Here is a 17,813-nt window from a genome sequence, read left to right as displayed (position 1 = left end):
CAAATGTGACTGCGTCGAGAACACGGGCAACCGCCGGGATATCCGTACGGACCGGGCTGGCCCTCGCGGCCGCGCTGCTGGCGTTCGGCGGGTGGGGGGTCGCCGGGGCGCCGCCCGCCCGGGCCGAGGATCCCGTCACCCTGTCCGCGCAGGGGCAGATCACCGACCGCGTGGGGGCGCTGGGCGACCGGAAGCCCGCCGTCGCGGCGGCGCTGGACAGGCTGTACGCCGACCACCGGATCCAGCTGTTCGTCACGTACGTGCACGACTTCTCCGGCCGTTCCGCGCAGAGCTGGGCGGACGCCACCGCGCAGAAGAACGGCCTCGGCCGGAACGACGTGCTGCTGGCGGTGGCGACGGGCGCCCGCCAGTACGCCTATTCGGCCGATGTGGACTCCGGTTTCACGCCGGAGCAGCTCGCGACGGTCGCCCGCACCGCCATCGAGCCGGCCCTGAGGCAGAACGACTGGGCGGGCGCGGCCATCGGTGCCGCCAACGGCTACGGCGCGGTGCTCGGCGGGCAGCCCGTCCCGGTGCCGACGATCACGCCCGGCGAGCCCGACCCCGGCGGCGGGCAGAGCGGCGGGAGCGGGGCCGGGGACTTCGTGCTGCCGGTGGTCGTCGTCGGCGCGGCCGGGGCCCTGGGGGTGTACGCGTACACGCGCCGCAAGCGCGGCGGGGGCGGCGGCCGCGGTACGACGACGGCCCATCCGGGCTGGGACGGCGCCAGGGCGGAGCCGACGCCGCTGCCGGAGCTGGACGGCCGGGCCAAGGCGCTGCTGGTGGAGACCGATGACGCGGTCCGCACCAGCACCGAGGAACTGGGTTTCGCCACGGCCCAGTTCGGCGAGGAGGCGGTGGCGGCCTTCACCGGGGCCGTCGAGTACGCCAAGGACGAGCTGACCCACGCCTTCCGGCTGCGCCAGCAGCTGGACGACGCCTACCCGGAGGACGACGCCACGCGGCGGCGGATGCTGGAGGAGATCGTGGCGCGCTGCACGGAGGCGAACCGGCGGCTCGACGCGGAGTCGGCGGACTTCGACCGCCTGCGGGACCTGGAGAGGAACGCCCCGCAGGCCCTGGCCGCGGTGGAGGCGCGGTTCGGCGCGCTGAGCGGGCGGACGACGGTCGCCGAGGCGACCCTGACGGCGCTGGCGGGCCGCTACGCGGACTCGGCGTCGGCGCCGGTCGCCTCCAACGCCGCGCAGGCCGAGGACCGGCTGCTGTTCGCGACCACCCGTCTCGGCGAGGCGCGGACGGCGGTCGGCGCCGGGGACAACGGCAGGGCGGCCGTGCACGTGCGGGCGGCGGAGGGCGCGGTGGACCAGGCGGCGACCCTGGTGGACGCGGTCGAGCGGCGGGCCCGGGAGCTGGCGGAGGCGGCCGGGAAGCTGCCGGGCGCCCTGACCGAGACGGAGGGCGACCTGGCCGACGCCCGCGGGCTGCTCACGGGTACCGCGGAGGGTTCCTCCACCGGCGACCTGCGGGGCCGGATCGGCCGGGCCGAGTCCGTCCTGGCCGACGTGCGCCGGGAGGAGGCGGCCGGCCGCTACGACCCGATCGACGCCCTGCGCCGGATCGAGGAGGCCGACGCCGCCCTGGACGAGGCGCTGGCCGGGGCGCGCGAGCGGGAGGGCGGGCGGCAGCGGGCGGCGGCCCTGCTGGACCAGGCCCTGCTGTCGGCCCGCAGTGCGATCGGCGCGGCGACGGACTACGTCACCACCAGCCGGGGCGCGGTCGGCAGCCAGGCCCGCACCCGGCTGGCGGAGGCGCAGCGGCACCTGGAGCGGTCGGCGTCCCTGGCCGGCCAGGACCCGGCGGGCGCCCTCGCGGAGGCGCAGCAGGCGGACTCCATGGCGCGGCAGGCGCAGCAGCTGGCGGAGCAGGACGTACGGGCCTACCAGGACCCGTACGCCGGTCGGCGCTCCGGCGGCGGGCGGGGCGGGGCGGTGCTCGGCGGGATCATCCTCGGCGAGATCCTGCGCGGCGGCGGGGGCTTCGGGGGCGGGCGGGGCGGCGGTTTCGGCGGGGGCGGCGGCAGCGGCCCGGGGTCGTTCGGCGGGGGCGGCACCCGGGGCCGGATGGGCGGTGGCGGCCGCTTCTGAAGCCGCGCGGCGGCGCAGGACCCAGGACACAGACCCCACGGCCCCCACGGACCCCACGGCCCCCGGATCCCACGGACCCACGGCCCCCACAGGCCCCGCACGGAGCCGCACGGACCCCTTCAGGAGAAACCCGTCATGAGCAAGCAGACCATCCTCGGCCGTGTCACCCAGCTCGCCAAGGCCAACATCAACGCGCTGCTGGACCAGGCGGAGGATCCGCAGAAGATGCTCGACCAGCTGATCCGCGACTACTCGAACAACATCTCGGAGGCCGAACAGGCAGTGGCGACCACCATCGGCAACCTGCGGATGCTGGAGGCCGACCACAAGGAGGACGTGGACGCCGCTGCCGAGTGGGGCGTCAAGGCCCTCGCGGCCAGCCGGAAGGCGGACGAACTGCGGGCGGCGGGGTCCACGCCGGACGCCGACAAGTTCGACAACCTCGCCAAGGTGGCCCTCGGCCGCCAGCTGCAGTCGGAGAGGGAGGCGCGGACGGCGGAGCCGGTGATCGCCGCCCAGACGGAGGTGGTGGACAAGCTCAAGGCGGGCCTGGACTCGATGAAGGGCAAGCTGACGGAGCTCCAGGCCAAGCGTGACGAGCTGGTGGCGCGCGCCAGGACCGCGCAGGCGCAGAACACGATGCTGGACGCGGTCAAGAACATCGACGTCATGGATCCGACCAGCGACCTCAACCGTTTCGAGGAGAAGGTCCGCCGCGAGGAGGCGATGGCGACGGGCAGGCAGGAGCTGGCCGCCTCCTCCCTGGACGCCCAGTTCGAATCGCTGGAGGACCTGGGCAGGACCTCGGAGGTCGAGGCCCGCCTCGCCGCGCTCAAGGCAGGCACGGCGGCGTAGTCCCCCGCGCCGTCACAGCCCGGCGAGGAAGGCCCGGACGGCGGACTCGACCCCGGCCGGGTCCTGGAGCTGGACGAAGTGGTCCGCCTCCAGCGTCACGCAGGCCGTCCCGGGCCGCCGCCGCGCCATAGCGGCGGCCTGCCCGGCGGGCAGGGCCTGGCTGTTGCGTCTTGTTCAATACGCTTGTGTAGATCGATGTCCGCGGAATCCCCGACCAGCCGGACCCCTGCGACGGCGGGCGGTCGCCCCGGGCCGCACCGGGGCCCGGAGCGCGGCGGCCACCGGCTGCCGGCGCGCCCCGGGCTCGCGGGTCACCCGTACATGCTCAGCAGCTGCTCCGCGGAGAGTTCGGTGACGGTCTCTCCCGGCCCTCCGGGCATGGGGAGGGGGAGTTCGAACCAGACCGTCTTGCCGCGGTGCGTGCGGCGGGTGCCCCAGCCGGCGGAGAGGAGGCCGACGAGCTGGAGGCCGCGGCCGCCCTCGTCGGTGTCCCGGGCCCGGCGGCGGCGGGGCTGGGCCAGGTTCGCGTCCCACACCTCGCACACCAGGGTCCGGTCCAGCAGCAGGCGGAGTCGGATCTCGCCCTCCCCGTACCGCAGGGCGTTCGTCACCAGCTCGCTGACCAGCAGCTCCGTGGTGTCGAGCAGACCCTCCAGACCCCAGGCCGGAAGCTTCGTGCGGGCCAGTTCCCGGGCCCGGCCCACCGAGCGGGCCTCGCGCGGCAGCTGCCAGTCGCCGACGGCGTCCACCGGCAGCCCCTGCACCCGCGCCATCAGCAGGGCGATGTCGTCCTCCCCGTGCCGGGTGTGCAGGGTGTTCAGGACGTGGTCGCAGATCTCCTCCAGCGGCCGGGCCGGATCCGCGACCGCGTCCCGCAGCCCGCGCAGCCCCTCCTCCAGGGGGTGGTCGCGGGACTCCACGAGCCCGTCCGTGTACAGGGCGAGCAGCGCCCCCTCGGGGAGTTCCACCTCCACCTCCTCGAAGGGTTCGCCGCCCACCCCGAGCGGCATCCCGGTCGGGATCTCCAGCAGCAGGCCGGGGCGCGGGACCCCGCCCTCCTCGGCCGGTTCGACCAGCACGGGCGGCATGTGGCCCGCGTTGGCGATGGTGCAGCGCCGGGTCACCGGGTCGTAGACGGCGTACACGCAGGTGGCGAGGTACACCTCGGAGCGGTCGGCGTCGCGTGCGTGCAGGGCCGCGCGCGAGGCCTGCTGGGAGCCGCCCCCCGCGGCGCCCGGGGGACCCCCGTGGGCGCCGAGGCCGCGGGCCACCTCGTCGAGGGCGGTGAGCACCTCCGCCGGTTCCAGGTCCAGCAGCGCCAGGGTCCGTACGGCGGTGCGCAGTTCGCCCATGGCGACGGCGGCCCGCAGTCCGCGCCCCATCACGTCGCCGACGACCAGTGCCGTGCGGTGCCCGGGGAGCTCGATGACGTCGAACCAGTCGCCGCCGACCTCGGTGGCCGCGTTCCCCGGCAGGTAGCGGCAGGCGATGTCCAGTCCGGCCGCCTCCGGGTCACCCGGTGGCAGCAGGCTGCGCTGCAGGATCAGGGCCCGTTCGTGCTCGCGCCGGTAGAGGCGGGCGTTGTCGATGCAGACGGCGGCGCGCGCGGCCAGTTCCACCGCGACGGCCCGGTCCCGTTCGCCGAAGGGCTCGCTGCCCTTCGTGCGGGAGAACTGGGCGAGGCCCACCACCGTGTCGTGGGCGACCATCGGGACGATCAGGGTCGACTGCACGAGCCCGTCCGGCGCTCCCCCCTCGATCAGCCGGGGGCGCGCCGTGCGCAGGGCCAGCGCCCCGGGCGACGCCGCCGGATAGCGGTGGGTCTCCCCTACGGAGACCAGCGGGCCGGGCCCCGACAGCGGTGCGTCGGACACCGCGGAGGCGAAGGCCACCCGCCGCAGCGGCGCGGACGGGGCCCGGCCGGCCCCCTGGCCGGGCAGGGAGGGCACCCCGGGGCCCTGCGGGCGGGCGGGCCGGTCGTCGTCGCCGAGCAGGAGCCCTTCGTAGAGGTCGACGGCGGCCAGGTCGCAGAAGCCGGGGACGGTGACGTCGAGGAGTTCGCGGGCGGTGGTCTCCAGGTCGAGGGAGTTCCCGATCCGGTGCCCGGCCTCGTTGAGCAGGGCGAGGTTGCGCCGCACCCCGGCGGCCTCGCGGGCGGCGAGGTGGCGGCGGGTGACGTCGGTGCCGAGGCCGGCGATACCGATCGGACGGCCGGTGCCGCCGTGCACGCGGTAGAGGTTGATGGACCAGTGCCGGTGGTCCCGGCTGCCCGGGGCCGCGCCGGTGATCCGCAGGTCGGTCACGGACTCGCCGGTCTCCAGCACCCGGCGCAGGGCCTCGGCCATCCGGTCGGCCTCGTGCGGCGGCAGGTAGTCGTGCACGGTCCGGCCGCGGTGCTCCTCCGCCGCCCCGCCGAAGACGGTCGCGAAGCGGCGGTTGGCGCGCTGCACGGTCAGGTCCGTGCCGAAGAGCAGGAACCCGAAGGGAGATTGGCCGAATATGGCCTGCGAGGCGGCGAGGTCGGACTCGATGCGCCGCAGCGCGCGCACGTCGACGACGACGCACAGCGCGGCCCGTTCGGCGGTCTCGGTCTGGGTCGGCATCACATAGATCTCGGCCACTCCGTGCTCGCCGTCACCGCCCGGGATACGGAAGGGGACCAGGCCGGTCCACTCCTTGCCGTCGAGGATCTCCGCGACCTTGCGGTGCCCGCCGGCGCGCAGCTCCGGCGGCATGAAGGCGTCCACCGGATCGCGCCCCACCGCCTGGGCCGCGGTGAGCCCGAACAGCTCTTCCGCGCGCAGACTCCACTGATCGATGAGCCCGTCGGGCCCGATCGAGAAAGAAGCGACCTTTATGTAGTCATATATCGAGCCAGGCGGGCTGCTGTGCCACAAGGAGTCGTGCCACGTCTCCCCGGGCACTCGGGCCTGATGTGCCTGCGCAGGTATCTCGCTCACGCGACCGTCCCCTCCAGCTCACCGCAACCGGACCGGCCATGACCGAAGTATTCAGCACCACGGCCCCGTACGGCACGGCGTTCACGATCACAAAAGGGTCCCGTTGTTTTCCGGCCACGCCCGGTGGGTCTCCACCGGACGTCCTCCGGGAGACCCCCTGCCGCCCTTCACCTTGTTACTCACCAGGAAGAGCCAACTCGAACCACACGGTCTTGCCCGACTTCCCGTGACGGGTTCCCCAGCGCTGCGCCGAGACGGCGACCAGATGCAGTCCGCGCCCGCCCTCGTCGTCCGGCTGCGCGACCCGTTCGCGGGGTGGATCCGGAAGCGGATCGGAAACCTCCACCAACAGGGCGGGGCCTCCGGCCAGACCGGGGGTGGCGGGACCGCGTCGCACCAGACGGACCCCGATGGGACCGGAGGCGTAGCGCAGGGAGTTGGTCACCAGCTCGCTGACCAGCAGGACGGTCACGTCGCCCACGGAATCCAGCCCCCACGAGCGAAGGGTGCCGCGCACGGCGTGGCGGGCGGTCCGGACGGCACCGGGCTCGGCGGGAAAGGCCCACTCGGCGCATTCACCGTCTGTGTCGATCACGCCGATCACTTCCCGGGCCACCAGCGACCCCAGTCCGGTTCGTCGGGGACGAAAGGGGGACGAGATAGGGACTAATAGCGACATACCCGATATTTGAGGCGTCGTACCACCCGATCCCGCCCGATCCCCCCGGCACCGGCGCACTGTGGCGCAGACGGCCTACAGCGTGCGCTTCATGCGCCCCGGTGCGCCCCGGTGCGCAGCCGCCGGCCCGCTTCGGCGACGGCCGGGCGGTCCTGGTCGAGCCAGTCCACCGAGTCGAGCTCGTGCGGCCCGAGCCAGCGCAGCTCGTCGTGGTCCTCCAGCGGCTCGGGCTCCCCCGAGAGCAGCCGTGCCGTCCACACGTGCAGGACGAGTCCGGGCCTCACCGGCCACTCCCCCGGAATCCGCTCCACCGCCTCGGTCTCGACGCCGAGCTCCTCGCGGAGTTCGCGCACCAGCGCCTCCGGCACGGACTCGCCGGGCTCGGCCTTGCCGCCCGGGAGCTCCCACCGGCCCGCGACCTCGGGGGGCGCACTGCGCCGTGCGGCCAGCAGCCGCCCGTCAAGACAAAGGGCTCCGCCCACAACCACACGTACGGTCATGAGCGGAGCCTATGCCAGCGCCGACTGTCAGTTCATCGTGGCAGTCTGGCTGCCCTGTTCGATCCGCTCGACCCAGTAGAGCTGCTCGTGTCCCCGGTCGTCGAGGCTGTCGACGACCTTCTGGGCCTCGGCCCGGGTGGGGTACCGGCCCACCCGGTAGCGGTTGCCGTTGTCGTCCTGACGTATGACCAGCCATGGAAGCAGGGCACCGCTGTCGTTCATCGCGCTTCACCCTCCGCCGATGTACATGCCCAGGAAACCGCATTGCGCATATGCCGGAGCTTACGCCCGACCTTTACTCAGCGGATACGGTTTTTCACAAAGAGGTACCTAGGGGGCGTACGCATCCGGCCAGGCGTACGAGGGGGCCGTGCGCGCCGGTTCGGACCGGGCGCGCGGGCGCTGCCCGCAGGGCCACCGGACCGGCCCGCGCCCCCTTGCGGCAGACGTCCCCGCAGGTCGCATCGGGGGAACGGCGCAGCGAACGGACCGGCCCCGGCCACGCGGGGCGGTCGGCGACGTCCGGGAGCGCGTACGCCGTCTCGCACGCGGCTCGGGCAGGGGTCGCGATGACGTCCGCGACCGCCGCGTCCGGGTCGTCGACGGTGTCCGGGCTGGCCAGGCGGCGCTTCCCACCCGACGCCCGGGCGGTCAACGGGCACAGCAGCAGGGCGAGTCCGCCGGCGAGGAAGGCGGAGAAGGCCCCGGCGCGGGCGCCGAAGAGGCCGGAGGAAGCGAGCGTCGAGGCGGTGGAGCCGATCACCATCGCGCCGAAACCCGCCGGGTCGACGGCCTACGGGCAGGCCCGCTCGAACTCCGCGCAGGACGGGCCGAGTCCGCGCCGCCTGTCGATCACGAGGTCGGCGGGCACGGCGGGCACGGCGGCGAACGGCGCGGCCCGGCGGCACAGTCCGGGCCGGCGCGGCCCCCCGGCGGGGCCCCGGAGGGCCCGGCCAGGCCCGGCCGGGGCCGGGTCAGCGGACGGGCAGGTGGTACGAAAGGCGGTAGCGGTCCGCCGGAACGACCACGTCGGCCGTCTCCACCGCCCGCCCCGACGCGAAGTACGTCCGGCTCACGACCAGGACCACGTGCCCCGGGACGCCGCCCAGCGACATGCTCTCCTCTGCCAGGCCGGGCCGGGCGCCGACCTCCTCGACCACGTTGTCCACGACCACGTCGATCGCCGCCATCCGGTCCACCACCCCCGAGCCCCCGAGCGGCCCCTCCTCGGGCAGCATCACCGGGGTGCGGCCCGTCACGGCCAGCGGCTCCCAGGAGGTGGACAGCATCATCGCCTCGCCCGCGTCGCGGAAGACGTACCGGGTGCGCATGACGCGGTCGCCCGGTTCGATGCCCAGCCGCTTCGCGATCTCCGCCGGTGCGCCGGTCTGCTCGCTGCTGGACTCCCACGTGCCGCGCGCGCCCGCCTCGGCCTGCTCCTGCCGGAACGGGGTCGAGGCGCCGCCCGTGCGGTAGCCGGAGCGGGCGACCCGCCGCGGGACCGGCTGTTCGCGCACGTACGTACCGGACCCGGAGCGGCCTTCGACCAGCCCCTCCGCCATGAGGACCTTGCGGGCCTCCAGCGCGACCGTGTCGGAGACCCCGTACTCCTCTCGGATCCGGGCCTGCGAGGGGAGCCGGGCGTGCGGGGGCAGGGACCCATCGACGATCTTCCGCCGCAGCTCCCCGGCGACGCGCAGATAGGCCGGCTGCTCACCGAAAGTCACGGGCCACTCCCATCAGGTTGACAGACAGCTACACCCTGGCAACCCACCGTTGAAGTGCGCAAGCACGGGCCAGAGTTTCACTCGAAGTGATGAAGCCTGGTCACTCAAACCCGTTACCGCGCGTTACCCACGAGGCCTCGGGCCGATTCCGACCCGGACCCGCTCCCCGAGCCCTGGCCCGAGTCTGCGGGGAACTCCTCAAGCCACTCCGGAACCCGGGTCGACAATCCGTACGCACCCCGCAGCGCCTTCTCCGTGTCGATCGTCGTGGCCCCCAGCGCCGCGTCCCACGCCCGCTGGAACTCCTCCGCCTTCCCCGCCCGCGCGGCCCGCTGCCACTGCTCGCGCGCCGCCCCGACCTCCTTCAGCAGGGCTTCCGCCGCCGGACCCACGCCCGGCCGTGACGCGACCTCCTGCAGCAGCCCGGCCTCCGCGCCCAGCGCCCCGTCGACCTCGCGCGCCCACGACCGGTACTCCGCCAGCGCCACGCCTGGCTCGCGCCGGGGATTGTCGCCCAGCACCTGGTCGGACTCGTTCAGCACGCTCAGCAGGGCCACCTGATCGACCGTGAGCATCCCGGAGTCCTTGCGGAGACTGCCCCGGTGCTCGCGGCCCGAGGTGCCGATCACGCACAGGAGCCCGTGGTCGCCGTCGCGCCAGGTCTCGCCCGTGGGGGCGAAGTAGAACATCTCCGCGTACGGGGGCAGCGCCCACGTGTCCATCGCGTACGCGTCCTGCGCCTTCCAGCACGCCTGCGCCGCCGCCTCCTTGAGCTGCGTCGTGCCGGGGGATCCCGTGAGTCCGAGGGGGCCCGTGGACGTCACCTCGGCGTCGTGCACCCGCTCGCAGCCGATGCGGTGGATCAAGGGGTCCTCTTCGAGGAGGTCGCCGCCGGGGACGTTGAAGCAGTCGCCCGCGCGCAGTTCGCCGATGCCCGTCAGCTCCCCCTCGACGCGCGCCGGCTCCCACGCCGGGCCGAGCCGCCCGAGGACCGTCCCCCCGTAGCGGCCCGCGCCGAGGACGAGCACCACCGTCATTGCCACGGAGACCGCCAGGCCCACGACCGCCAGCCCCCTGCCGCGCTCCCCCTTGCGCGCGATCTGCACCAGCGCCACGACCCCGAAGACGATCCCCAACGGCGGCAGGCACAGCAGCCCGACCAGCAGGGAGGCGAGTGCGAACCCGTTGAGGGCCGGCCGGAACGGGCCCTGAACCACGGGGGGCTGGTACGGGGGCGGGGTGCTCACGGGGTGAGGTGCTCCATCGAGGGGGATGCGGGGAGGGGGCGAACGAACGCGCGAAATAGTACGCAGCGAGCCATCCGCGCAGACGAACACCCCCCTCTCGCCTTCGGGCGGCAGGAGACACGTTCGCGGCTCCGGGCCCCTGACTAGGGTGGTTCACATGGCGATTCGCGCCGTGGTGTTCGATGCCGGAGAGTGCCTGGTCGACGAGACCCGGGAATACGGCACATGGGCGGACTGGCTTGGCGTCCCCAGGCACACGTTTGCCGCGATGTTCGGCGCCGTCATCACCCAGGGCCGCGACTGCAGGGACGTGTTCCAGGAGTTCCGGCCCGGCTTCGACCTCACGGAGCAGCGGGAGGCTCGCGCGGCAGCCGGGAAACCGGAATGGTTCGGCGAGGACGACCTCTGCCCCGACGTACGGCCGGCGCCGGCGGCCCTGCGGGCGGCCGGACTGTGGCTGGGCATCGCGGGTAATCAAACGGTCCGCGCCGGCGGGCTGCTGCGCGACCTGTTCACCACCGACGTGGACCTCATCGGCACGTCCGACGACTGGGGCGCCAGCAAGCCGGACATCGCCTTCTTCGAGCGCGTCGCCGACGTCGTCCCGTACGCCAACGACGAGATCCTGTACGTCGGCGACCGTGTCGACAACGACCTGCGCCCCGGCGCAGCCGCAGGCACGCACACCGCGGACCCTCGCCGCGGCTTCGAGCGGGCCACGCCCCACCGGCCGCCCGGACACCACCGCAGATGGGGCCCGGGTTCGAACCGGACCCCATCTGCTCTCTCACTGTGCGGGATTCACGAAGTGCCCGGCCGTTCGTCCGGGCGGGGTTCGGGTCAGAACTGCAGGGCCCAGGAGTCGATCTTGCCGGTGTCCGCGCCGGCGAGGTCGGCGACCCGAAGCTTCCAGACCCCGTTGGCGACCTCGGAGGAGGCGTTCACCGTGAAGGTCTGGACGATGTCGTCGGCGCTGCCGCCGGTGCGGTTGCGGAGGTTGTAGACGGTCCCGTCGGGGGCGACGAGGTCGACCTTGAGGTCACCGACGTACGTGTGCTTGATGTCGACGGGCACGCTCAGCGTCGCCGGGGCGTTGCCGGAGATCCCGCTGACGGTGATCGGCGACTCGACGGTGGAGTTGTCGTTGATCGCGTAGTCGGCGGCGTTCTCGAAGCGGGTGCCCGGGTTCGGCGGGGTGGTGCCGGCGCCCACGTTCAGCAGGCGGTTCGGGGAGCCCGTGCCGGGGCCGGTCACCACGTTCGGGGTGGCCGCCGCGACGAGGCCGTCACGGACCTGCGCCGGGGTGCTGGCCGGGTTCTGGGAGAGGTAGAGGGCCGCGGCGCCGACCACGTGCGGGGTGGCCATCGAGGTGCCCGAGATGGTGTTCGTGGCGGTGTCGCCGGTGCCCCACGAGGAGGTGATGGAGGAGCCGGGGGCGAAGACGTCCAGGACGGAGCCGTAGTTGGAGTAACTGGCCTTCGCGTCCGTGTTGGTGGTGGCGCCGACGGTGATGGCCTCGGCGACGCGCGCCGGGGACTTGGTGGAGGCGTCGGTGGACTCGTTGCCCGCGGCGACGCCGTAGGTGATGCCGGAGGCGATCGAGTTGCGCACGGCGGTGTCGAGCGCGGAATCCGCCCCGCCGCCGAGCGACATGTTGGCCACGGCGGGCTTGACCGCGTTGCGGGTCACCCAGTCGATGCCGGCGACGACCTGGGCGGTGGTGCCGGAGCCGTTGTTGTCGAGGACGCGGACGCCGACGATCTTCGCCTTCTTGGCCACGCCGTACGTGGTGCCCGCGACGGTGCCGGCCACGTGGGTGCCGTGGCCGTGGCCGTCCTGGGCGGTGTTGTCGTTGTCGATGGCGTCGTAGCCGTAGGAGGCGCGCCCGCCGAGGTCCTGGTGGGTGATCCGGACGCCGGTGTCGATGATGTACGCCGTCACCCCCTCGCCGGCCTTGTCCGGGTGGGTGTAGCTCTGGTCGAGGGGGAGCGCGCGCTGGTCGATGCGGTCCAGGCCCCAGGACGGCGGGTTCGGCTGGGTGGCGTCGACGGTGAAGACGCGGTTCTGCACGACCGACCTGACGGCCGGGTCGGCGGCGAGCTTCCTGGCCTGCGCCTCGGAGACCTCGACGGAGTAGCCGTTGAGGGCGGCGCTGTAGGTCCGGTCGATCCTCGCCCCGTACCGCTTGGCGACGGCCTTGCCGCTGTCGGCGGTGGAGCGGGCCGCGGAGTCGTCCAGGGTCACGATGTAGCTGCCGGGGACGGACCCGGCGGCCCCCGCGTTCTCGATGACGCCCTGCGCGCCGCGGTCGGCCGCCGAGGCGGGTAACGCGGCGGCGGCGCCGAGCGCGAGGGCCACGACGGCGATCGCGCTGACGCCGGCGGTCTTCCGGCGGGTGTGACGCATCACGGACATGTGAGGGTCCTCCTCATAGGCGGTGCGCTGCGGGGGTCTGTGCGGGGTTCTGTGCGGGGTTCTGTGCGCGGGGCCGAGCGGGAATCCGTAGGGCCCACCGAAGGCTCTTTTGGCGTGGTCATGACAATGCATTGGGCCCAACGGGCCGTCGCCTCCGAAAGGTTGACCCACCCGTGCGCCATCCCACAAGAGGACAACGGACGCGTAACATCCGTGCCATATACCGGCCATGAACGAGCAAAGGTGGTCCGCACGTGACGCACGCACTCCCTGGTTACCTTTGCCCCGAGGACGGCACGCGCGCGGACGTGCGGACCGCGCCGTGGTGCTGCCCCCTGTGCGGAGGTCCGTGGGACCTCGACTTCACGCCCGATCCGGCCGCCCCGCTGGAACCGGCGGCCGGTCCCCCCTCCCTGTGGCGGTACGCGCCCGTACTGCCGCTGCCGGGGGCGTTCTCCGTCTCCCTCGCGGAGGGGCACACTCCGATGGTCCCGCTCGCGGAGCGGATTCACGCCAAACTCGACTACCTGATGCCGACGTTGTCCTTCAAGGACCGGGGCGCGGTGATGCTCGCCGAACTGGCCCGGCGACTGGGTCCCGAGCGGGTGATCGCGGACAGCAGCGGCAACGCGGGGACCTCGGTGGCGGCGTACTGCGCGCGGGCCGGGCTGAGTTGTGAAGTCTTCGTGCCCGAGGGCACCTCGGCGAAGAAGACGGAACAGATGCGGGCGCACGGGGCGGCCGTGCGGATCGTCCCCGGCGGGCGCGAGGCCACCGCGGAGGCCGCCCGCGCCGCGGCGGACGCGCCGGGGGTCTTCTACGCGAGCCACGTCTTCAACCCCTACTTCCTGCACGGCACGAAGACGTACGCGTACGAGATCTGGGAGGCGCTCGGCGGTCGCCTCCCCGACGCCCTCGTCGTCCCCGTCGGCAACGGCACGCTGCTGCTGGGCGCGGCGCTGGCCGTGGAGGAGCTGGCCCGGCGCGGGGTACGGGCACCCGCGCTGATCGCGGTGCAGGCGGAGGCGGTGTCCCCGCTGGCGGCCGCCTTCGCGGCGGGCGCGGAGGACGCGGAGCCGGTGCCCCAGCTCCCCACCCTGGCGGAGGGCATCGCGATCCCGGCGCCGCCGCGGGCCCGGCAGATCCTGGCGGCGGTCCGCAAGTCCGGCGGGACCTTCCTGACGGTCCCGGACGACCGGCTGCGCGCGGCCCAGCGGGACCTGGCCCGGCGCGGCCTCTTCGTCGAACCGACGGCGGCGGCCTGCTGGGCCGCGGTCGGCCCCGACGCCCCGGGCGACCCGCTCCAGGGCCGCACGGCGGTCCTCCCCCTGTGCGGCGCGGGAGCGAAGACGGGCCTGGCCGCCTGACCCTGCCGGGCCCCGCCGGGCTCCCGCCGGGCTCCGGGAACGATCCGGACCGGCGGGACCCCGGCCGACGGCGGAGCCCGACCGGTGGGGCGCGAGCAGCGGGGCCGGCCTGCGGGACCCGATCGGCGGGGCGCGGGCAGCAGGGCGCGGCCGGCGGTCCCGGACAGCGGTCCCGCCGGGCCGCCGTGGACGGCGGAAATTCGCCAGCCCCCGATCGTCCGGTCTGCTGGACTGGGGTCATGACCACGACAGCCGACCTCGCCGCACGGGCCGCCGCCTTCGCCCGTCTGCACACCCCCGCCGCCCCCCTCGCCCTCGCCAACGTCTGGGACGTCGCCGGCGCCCGCATCGCCCTCGCCGCCGGCGCGCCCGCCGTGGCCACCACCAGCGCCGGCGTCGCCTGGTCCCTCGGGGCGCCCGACGGCGACGCCCTGGCCCGGGACCGGGCCCTGGACCTGATCGCCCGCGTCGCCGCGGCCGTCCCCGTCCCGGTCACCGCCGACATCGAGGGCGGCTTCGGCGCGGACGCCGCCGCCGTCGGGGAGACCGTCACCGGGGTGCTGGCCGCCGGCGCGGTCGGCGTGAACATCGAGGACGGCGACCGCGCCCCCGCCGAGCACGCGGAGCGCCTGGCGGCGGCGCGCGCCGCCGCCGCTGCCGCCGGGGTCCCGCTGTACGTCAACGCCCGCGTGGACACCTACCTGCGCGGGCTCGGCGCGCCGGAGGGCCGTCTGGAGGAGACCCTGAGGCGGGCCGCCGCCTACCTCGACGCGGGCGCCTCCGGCATCTTCGTCCCCGGCGTCCACGACCCCGCCGTCCTCGCCGAACTGGCCAAGGGCATCGACGCCCCGCTCAACGTGCTCGCCGGTCCCGCCACCCCGCCGGTCGCCGAACTCGGCGCGCTCGGCGTGGCCCGGGTCAGCCTCGGGTCCTGGGTGGCCGAGGCCGCGTACGCCGTCGTCCGGCGCGCCACCGAGGAGCTGCTCGCCGGCGGCACCTACGGCTCCCTCGCGCACGCGCTCCCGTACGGCGAGGTGAACGCCCTGCTCAAGGGGTGAGATACCGGGAAGCGTGCAGACGGCAACGACCATAGGATCCGGCCATGAGCACCCCGAGCCCGCTGGTGGGCGAGTCCGAGACCGCCCCGCGCCGCCGGACCAACGGCGCGGTGTGGACCGCCCTCGGCCTCGTGTACGTCGTCTGGGGCTCGACGTACCTCGGCATCCGGATCGTCGTGCAGACCATGCCGCCGTTCCTGTCCGCGGGGGTGCGCTTCCTCACCGCCGCACTGGTGCTGGCCGTCGTCGTCGCCTGCCGGTACGGGCCGGGCGCGCTGCGCGCGACCCGCTCGCAGATCGGCTCGGCGTTCCTGGTGGGCCTGCTGCTGGTGCTGGGCGGCAACGGCCTGGTGGTGCTGGCCGAGACCTCGCTGCCGTCGGGACTGGCCGCCCTGCTGGTGGCGGCGGTGCCGATGTGGTTGGTGGTACTGCGGGCGGCCACCGGGGACCGACCGCCGGCGCGGACCCTGGCCGGGGTGCTGGTGGGGTTCGCGGGGCTGGCGGTGCTGACCAGCCCGGGGCTGAGCGGTGAGGTCCGGCTGTCGGGGGTGCTGCTGGTGCTGGCGGCCTCCGTACTGTGGTCGCTCGGCTCCTTCTCGGGGTCGAAGCTCCCGGCGCCGGGCAACCCCTTCACCGGCAGCGTCTACCAGATGCTCGCGGGCGGCACGGGCGGGCTGCTGGTGGGACTGCTGCGCGGGGAGCAGCACGGCCTCGACCCGGGTGCCTTCTCCCCCGCCTCCTGGCTGGCGCTGGGCTACCTCGTGCTGATCGGGTCGGTCGTCGGTTTCACCGCGTACGCATGGCTGCTTCGGTCGGCGCCGCTCTCGCTGGTGTCCACGTACGCCTACGTCAATCCGGTCGTCGCGGTCGCGCTCGGTGCGCTGATCCTCGACGAGGCCCTGACCTGGCCGATCGTGCTCGGCGGGGCGATCGTGGTGGCGGGGGTCGTCGTGATCGTCAGTACGGAGCGCGGGAAGTAGCGCCGCAGGGGGGCGTCGCGTCAGCCGCGGGCCGCCTGCTCGTAGAGGGCCTTGGCCTTCTCGTCGTAGAGCGCGGCGGTGGAGTCCACGTCCGTGTCGCCGCCGCTGAGCACTCCGATCAGCCGGCCGGGCTGCCCCGTGCCGCCCCGGTCGGCGATCCAGGGGCTGCCGCTGGTGCCCGTCCAGAAACCCGCGCAGCTGATGTACAGCATGTCGGGGTCGTTCACGTCGTGGCGGGTCTGGGTGGTGCAGGAGACGGGCTTGTTCTGCGGGTTGTGCTCCGACTCCGGATAGCCGATCACGGTGACGTCCCGCTCGTACCCGGAGGTCCAGTCGGGCTTCGGCGCCTCCCCCGCGCCGACCCGCTGCTGCAGGCTGCGGCCGTCCTCGTCGGGCTCGATGGTGAGGAAGGCGAAGTCGGCGGTCTCGTCGCCCCACTTCGTCCAGCGTTCGTCCACGTGGATCGAACGGACCTTCCACACGCCGAGGGGCTGGGTGCCCGCGCCCTCCCCGGAGAAGGCGGGGGCGAAGGAGAGCTCGCCGATGGCGAGGCCGTCGTGGGCCACCTCGCCGATGTGCCCGTCCTCGCCGGCGGGGGCGACGCAGTGCGCGGCGGTCGCGACGACGTTGCCCCGGGGGCTGTCGACCACGCTCGCCGTGCACCAGTGCTCCCCGTTGGCCATGAGCACGCCGACGGTGGGGAAGGGATGCACCGACTGGTCGCCCGACGCCCTGAGGAACACGACGGCGCACAGCGCCGCGATGCCCGCGGCGGCGGCCGCCGACGCCCCCTTCACCACCGGGCTCATCGCACGGCGGGATCGGGCGTAGGTCCCTGCATCACCTTGCTGATCCACGCCAGGGAGCCCTCCCTCATGCCACGTACGTACGACTTCCCATTGTGCTCACCATCCTGGATCACCTGGAGGCGGGTGTGCACGGGGCCCTTTCCGTAGGTGCGCATGAAGCCTTCGGCCAGTTCCCGGCCGCTCTCCTTGGTCCCGATCTGGAAGTTCACGTAGACGTCCGGGCCGCCCTCCCTGATCAGCTTCTCGGCGAGCTTCTCGGGGTTGTTCGCGTCCATGGCCTGCCGGTTCCCCTTCCACAGCGGGGAATCGGGGACGATGTCGACCCCGCTGGCGATGACGGCCTTGAAGCGCTCGGGGTACTTCAGCACGTCCTTCAAGGCGCCGAACCCTCCCGAGGAGGAGCCCATGAAGGCCCAGCCGTCGCGGGAGGTGAAGGTGCGGAAATTGGCCTTCGCGAAATCGGGGACGTCCTCGGCCATCCAGGTGCCCATCTTGGGCTCTCCGGGGATGTCGGAGCCGTCGAAGTGGTGCTTGGTGTCGGCGTTGATCACCGGCATGACCAGGATGAAGGGCAGGCTGGTCCCGGCCTTGAAGCCGTCGATCACGGCCTGCTGGAGGCCGAGCCCCGGGCCGGTGCCCCAGTAGTTCTTGGGGTAGCCGCGGCCGCCCGGCAGGGAGATCAGCACGGGGAAGCCGCTCTTGGCGTAGCGCGGGTCGTCGTACTCCTTGGGCGCCCACACCCACACGTCGCCGGTGAAGCCGGACTTCGCCCCGGTCAGGGTGGTCATGCCGATCTGCGTGCCGTCCGGCAGCCTGCTGGTGCGCACGAACGCGGCCTTGGGGCCGGTCGGCATCAGCACCCCCGGCCGGATGTCCTGGGCGGCGGCCGACTCCTGGATCTTCCCGAAGGACACCGGGTCGCCCATGTCCGAGAAGAGCCCGAAGGCGTACGCCGCGCCGCCCCCGGCGGCGAGGGCGAGCGCGACCGCACCGCCGATGAGGGCCCGGCGCAGGCGCTTGGGGCGACGGCCGCCCTCGGTCGTGGGGCCGCCGTCGCCTTGATGGTCATACTGCACGGATTCGTTCCCGTTCCTTCTCCGGCGCCCTGGTT

At 73.9% G+C, this 17,813-nt stretch carries 15 protein-coding genes and 1 pseudogene; 6 read left to right on the top strand and 10 right to left on the bottom strand.

Annotation, left to right across the window (positions count from 1 at the left end; genetic code table 11):
* Positions 1-5: 5 nt before the first annotated feature.
* Complete coding sequence (locus ACZ5D2_RS33150) at positions 6-2,105, top strand: TPM domain-containing protein (protein ID WP_468934553.1); 2,100 nt, start codon at positions 6-8, stop codon at positions 2,103-2,105.
* Positions 2,106-2,240: 135 nt separating this feature from the next.
* Positions 2,241-2,960 carry a PspA/IM30 family protein gene (locus tag ACZ5D2_RS33145; RefSeq protein WP_468934550.1) on the top strand — a complete coding sequence of 240 codons (720 nt, stop codon included), beginning with the start codon at positions 2,241-2,243 and terminating at the stop codon, positions 2,958-2,960.
* A 311-nt stretch (positions 2,961-3,271) separates the two neighbouring features.
* Here the strand turns inward: ACZ5D2_RS33145 and ACZ5D2_RS33140 are convergent, their stop codons facing one another.
* From ACZ5D2_RS33140 to ACZ5D2_RS33110, 7 genes are all read right to left on the bottom strand, one after another.
* Positions 3,272-5,857, bottom strand: a complete 2,586-nt coding sequence (locus ACZ5D2_RS33140; RefSeq protein WP_371681169.1) for a SpoIIE family protein phosphatase — start codon at positions 5,855-5,857, stop codon at positions 3,272-3,274.
* A 238-nt stretch (positions 5,858-6,095) separates the two neighbouring features.
* Positions 6,096-6,524 (bottom strand): ATP-binding protein, encoded by a 429-nt coding sequence (locus ACZ5D2_RS33135; protein ID WP_266844006.1) that lies wholly within the window; start codon positions 6,522-6,524, stop codon positions 6,096-6,098.
* Positions 6,525-6,688: 164 nt separating this feature from the next.
* Positions 6,689-7,099, bottom strand: coding sequence for a (deoxy)nucleoside triphosphate pyrophosphohydrolase (locus ACZ5D2_RS33130; protein WP_468934547.1), 411 nt, complete (start codon positions 7,097-7,099; stop codon positions 6,689-6,691).
* A gap of 27 nt (positions 7,100-7,126) precedes the next feature.
* The gene (locus tag ACZ5D2_RS33125; protein WP_371676831.1) at positions 7,127-7,321 is read right to left on the bottom strand and encodes an SPOR domain-containing protein; all 195 of its coding nucleotides are present in this window, start codon (positions 7,319-7,321) and stop codon (positions 7,127-7,129) included.
* 94 nt (positions 7,322-7,415) lie between these two features.
* A complete protein-coding gene (locus ACZ5D2_RS33120; protein WP_468934543.1) occupies positions 7,416-7,865 on the bottom strand; it encodes a hypothetical protein in 450 nt (149 codons plus the stop codon).
* Positions 7,866-8,073: 208 nt separating this feature from the next.
* Entirely contained in the window at positions 8,074-8,826 is a 753-nt protein-coding gene (locus ACZ5D2_RS33115; protein ID WP_371676833.1) for a GntR family transcriptional regulator, read from the bottom strand.
* 113 nt (positions 8,827-8,939) lie between these two features.
* Positions 8,940-10,073 (bottom strand): DUF4190 domain-containing protein, encoded by a 1,134-nt coding sequence (locus ACZ5D2_RS33110; RefSeq protein WP_468934539.1) that lies wholly within the window; start codon positions 10,071-10,073, stop codon positions 8,940-8,942.
* 157 nt (positions 10,074-10,230) lie between these two features.
* Between ACZ5D2_RS33110 and ACZ5D2_RS33105 the strand changes: the two are divergent.
* Positions 10,231-10,788: pseudogene (locus ACZ5D2_RS33105) on the top strand (HAD family hydrolase); the annotation flags it as partial.
* Between the two features lie 125 nt (positions 10,789-10,913).
* Here the strand turns inward: ACZ5D2_RS33105 and ACZ5D2_RS33100 are convergent.
* Positions 10,914-12,488, bottom strand: coding sequence for a S8 family peptidase (locus tag ACZ5D2_RS33100; RefSeq protein WP_371676835.1), 1,575 nt, complete (start codon positions 12,486-12,488; stop codon positions 10,914-10,916).
* Positions 12,489-12,742: 254 nt separating this feature from the next.
* Here ACZ5D2_RS33100 and ACZ5D2_RS33095 point away from each other — a divergent pair, with 254 nt between their 5' ends.
* From ACZ5D2_RS33095 to ACZ5D2_RS33085, 3 genes are all read left to right on the top strand, one after another.
* Positions 12,743-13,855, top strand: coding sequence for a pyridoxal-phosphate dependent enzyme (locus ACZ5D2_RS33095; protein WP_371676836.1), 1,113 nt, complete (start codon positions 12,743-12,745; stop codon positions 13,853-13,855).
* Positions 13,856-14,094: 239 nt separating this feature from the next.
* Positions 14,095-14,913 (top strand): isocitrate lyase/PEP mutase family protein, encoded by an 819-nt coding sequence (locus tag ACZ5D2_RS33090; protein ID WP_371676837.1) that lies wholly within the window; start codon positions 14,095-14,097, stop codon positions 14,911-14,913.
* 44 nt (positions 14,914-14,957) lie between these two features.
* Positions 14,958-15,893: an EamA family transporter gene (locus ACZ5D2_RS33085; protein ID WP_468934535.1), complete on the top strand. Its 936-nt coding sequence runs from the start codon at positions 14,958-14,960 to the stop codon at positions 15,891-15,893.
* A gap of 20 nt (positions 15,894-15,913) precedes the next feature.
* On the opposite strand, the gene ACZ5D2_RS33080 is transcribed toward ACZ5D2_RS33085, so the two are convergent.
* Positions 15,914-16,702 carry a trypsin-like serine peptidase gene (locus ACZ5D2_RS33080; RefSeq protein ID WP_371676839.1) on the bottom strand — a complete coding sequence of 263 codons (789 nt, stop codon included), beginning with the start codon at positions 16,700-16,702 and terminating at the stop codon, positions 15,914-15,916.
* On the bottom strand, positions 16,699-17,778 hold the full coding sequence (locus ACZ5D2_RS33075; protein ID WP_371676840.1) for an alpha/beta hydrolase: 1,080 nt from the start codon (positions 17,776-17,778) through the stop codon (positions 16,699-16,701). Before ACZ5D2_RS33075 ends, ACZ5D2_RS33080 begins: the two co-directional genes overlap by 4 nt.
* Between the last annotated feature and the right edge of the window lie 35 nt (positions 17,779-17,813).

It is taken from the genome of Streptomyces sp. NPDC031479, assembly GCF_055581065.1.
This window is presented reverse-complemented; position numbering and strand designations above follow the sequence as displayed.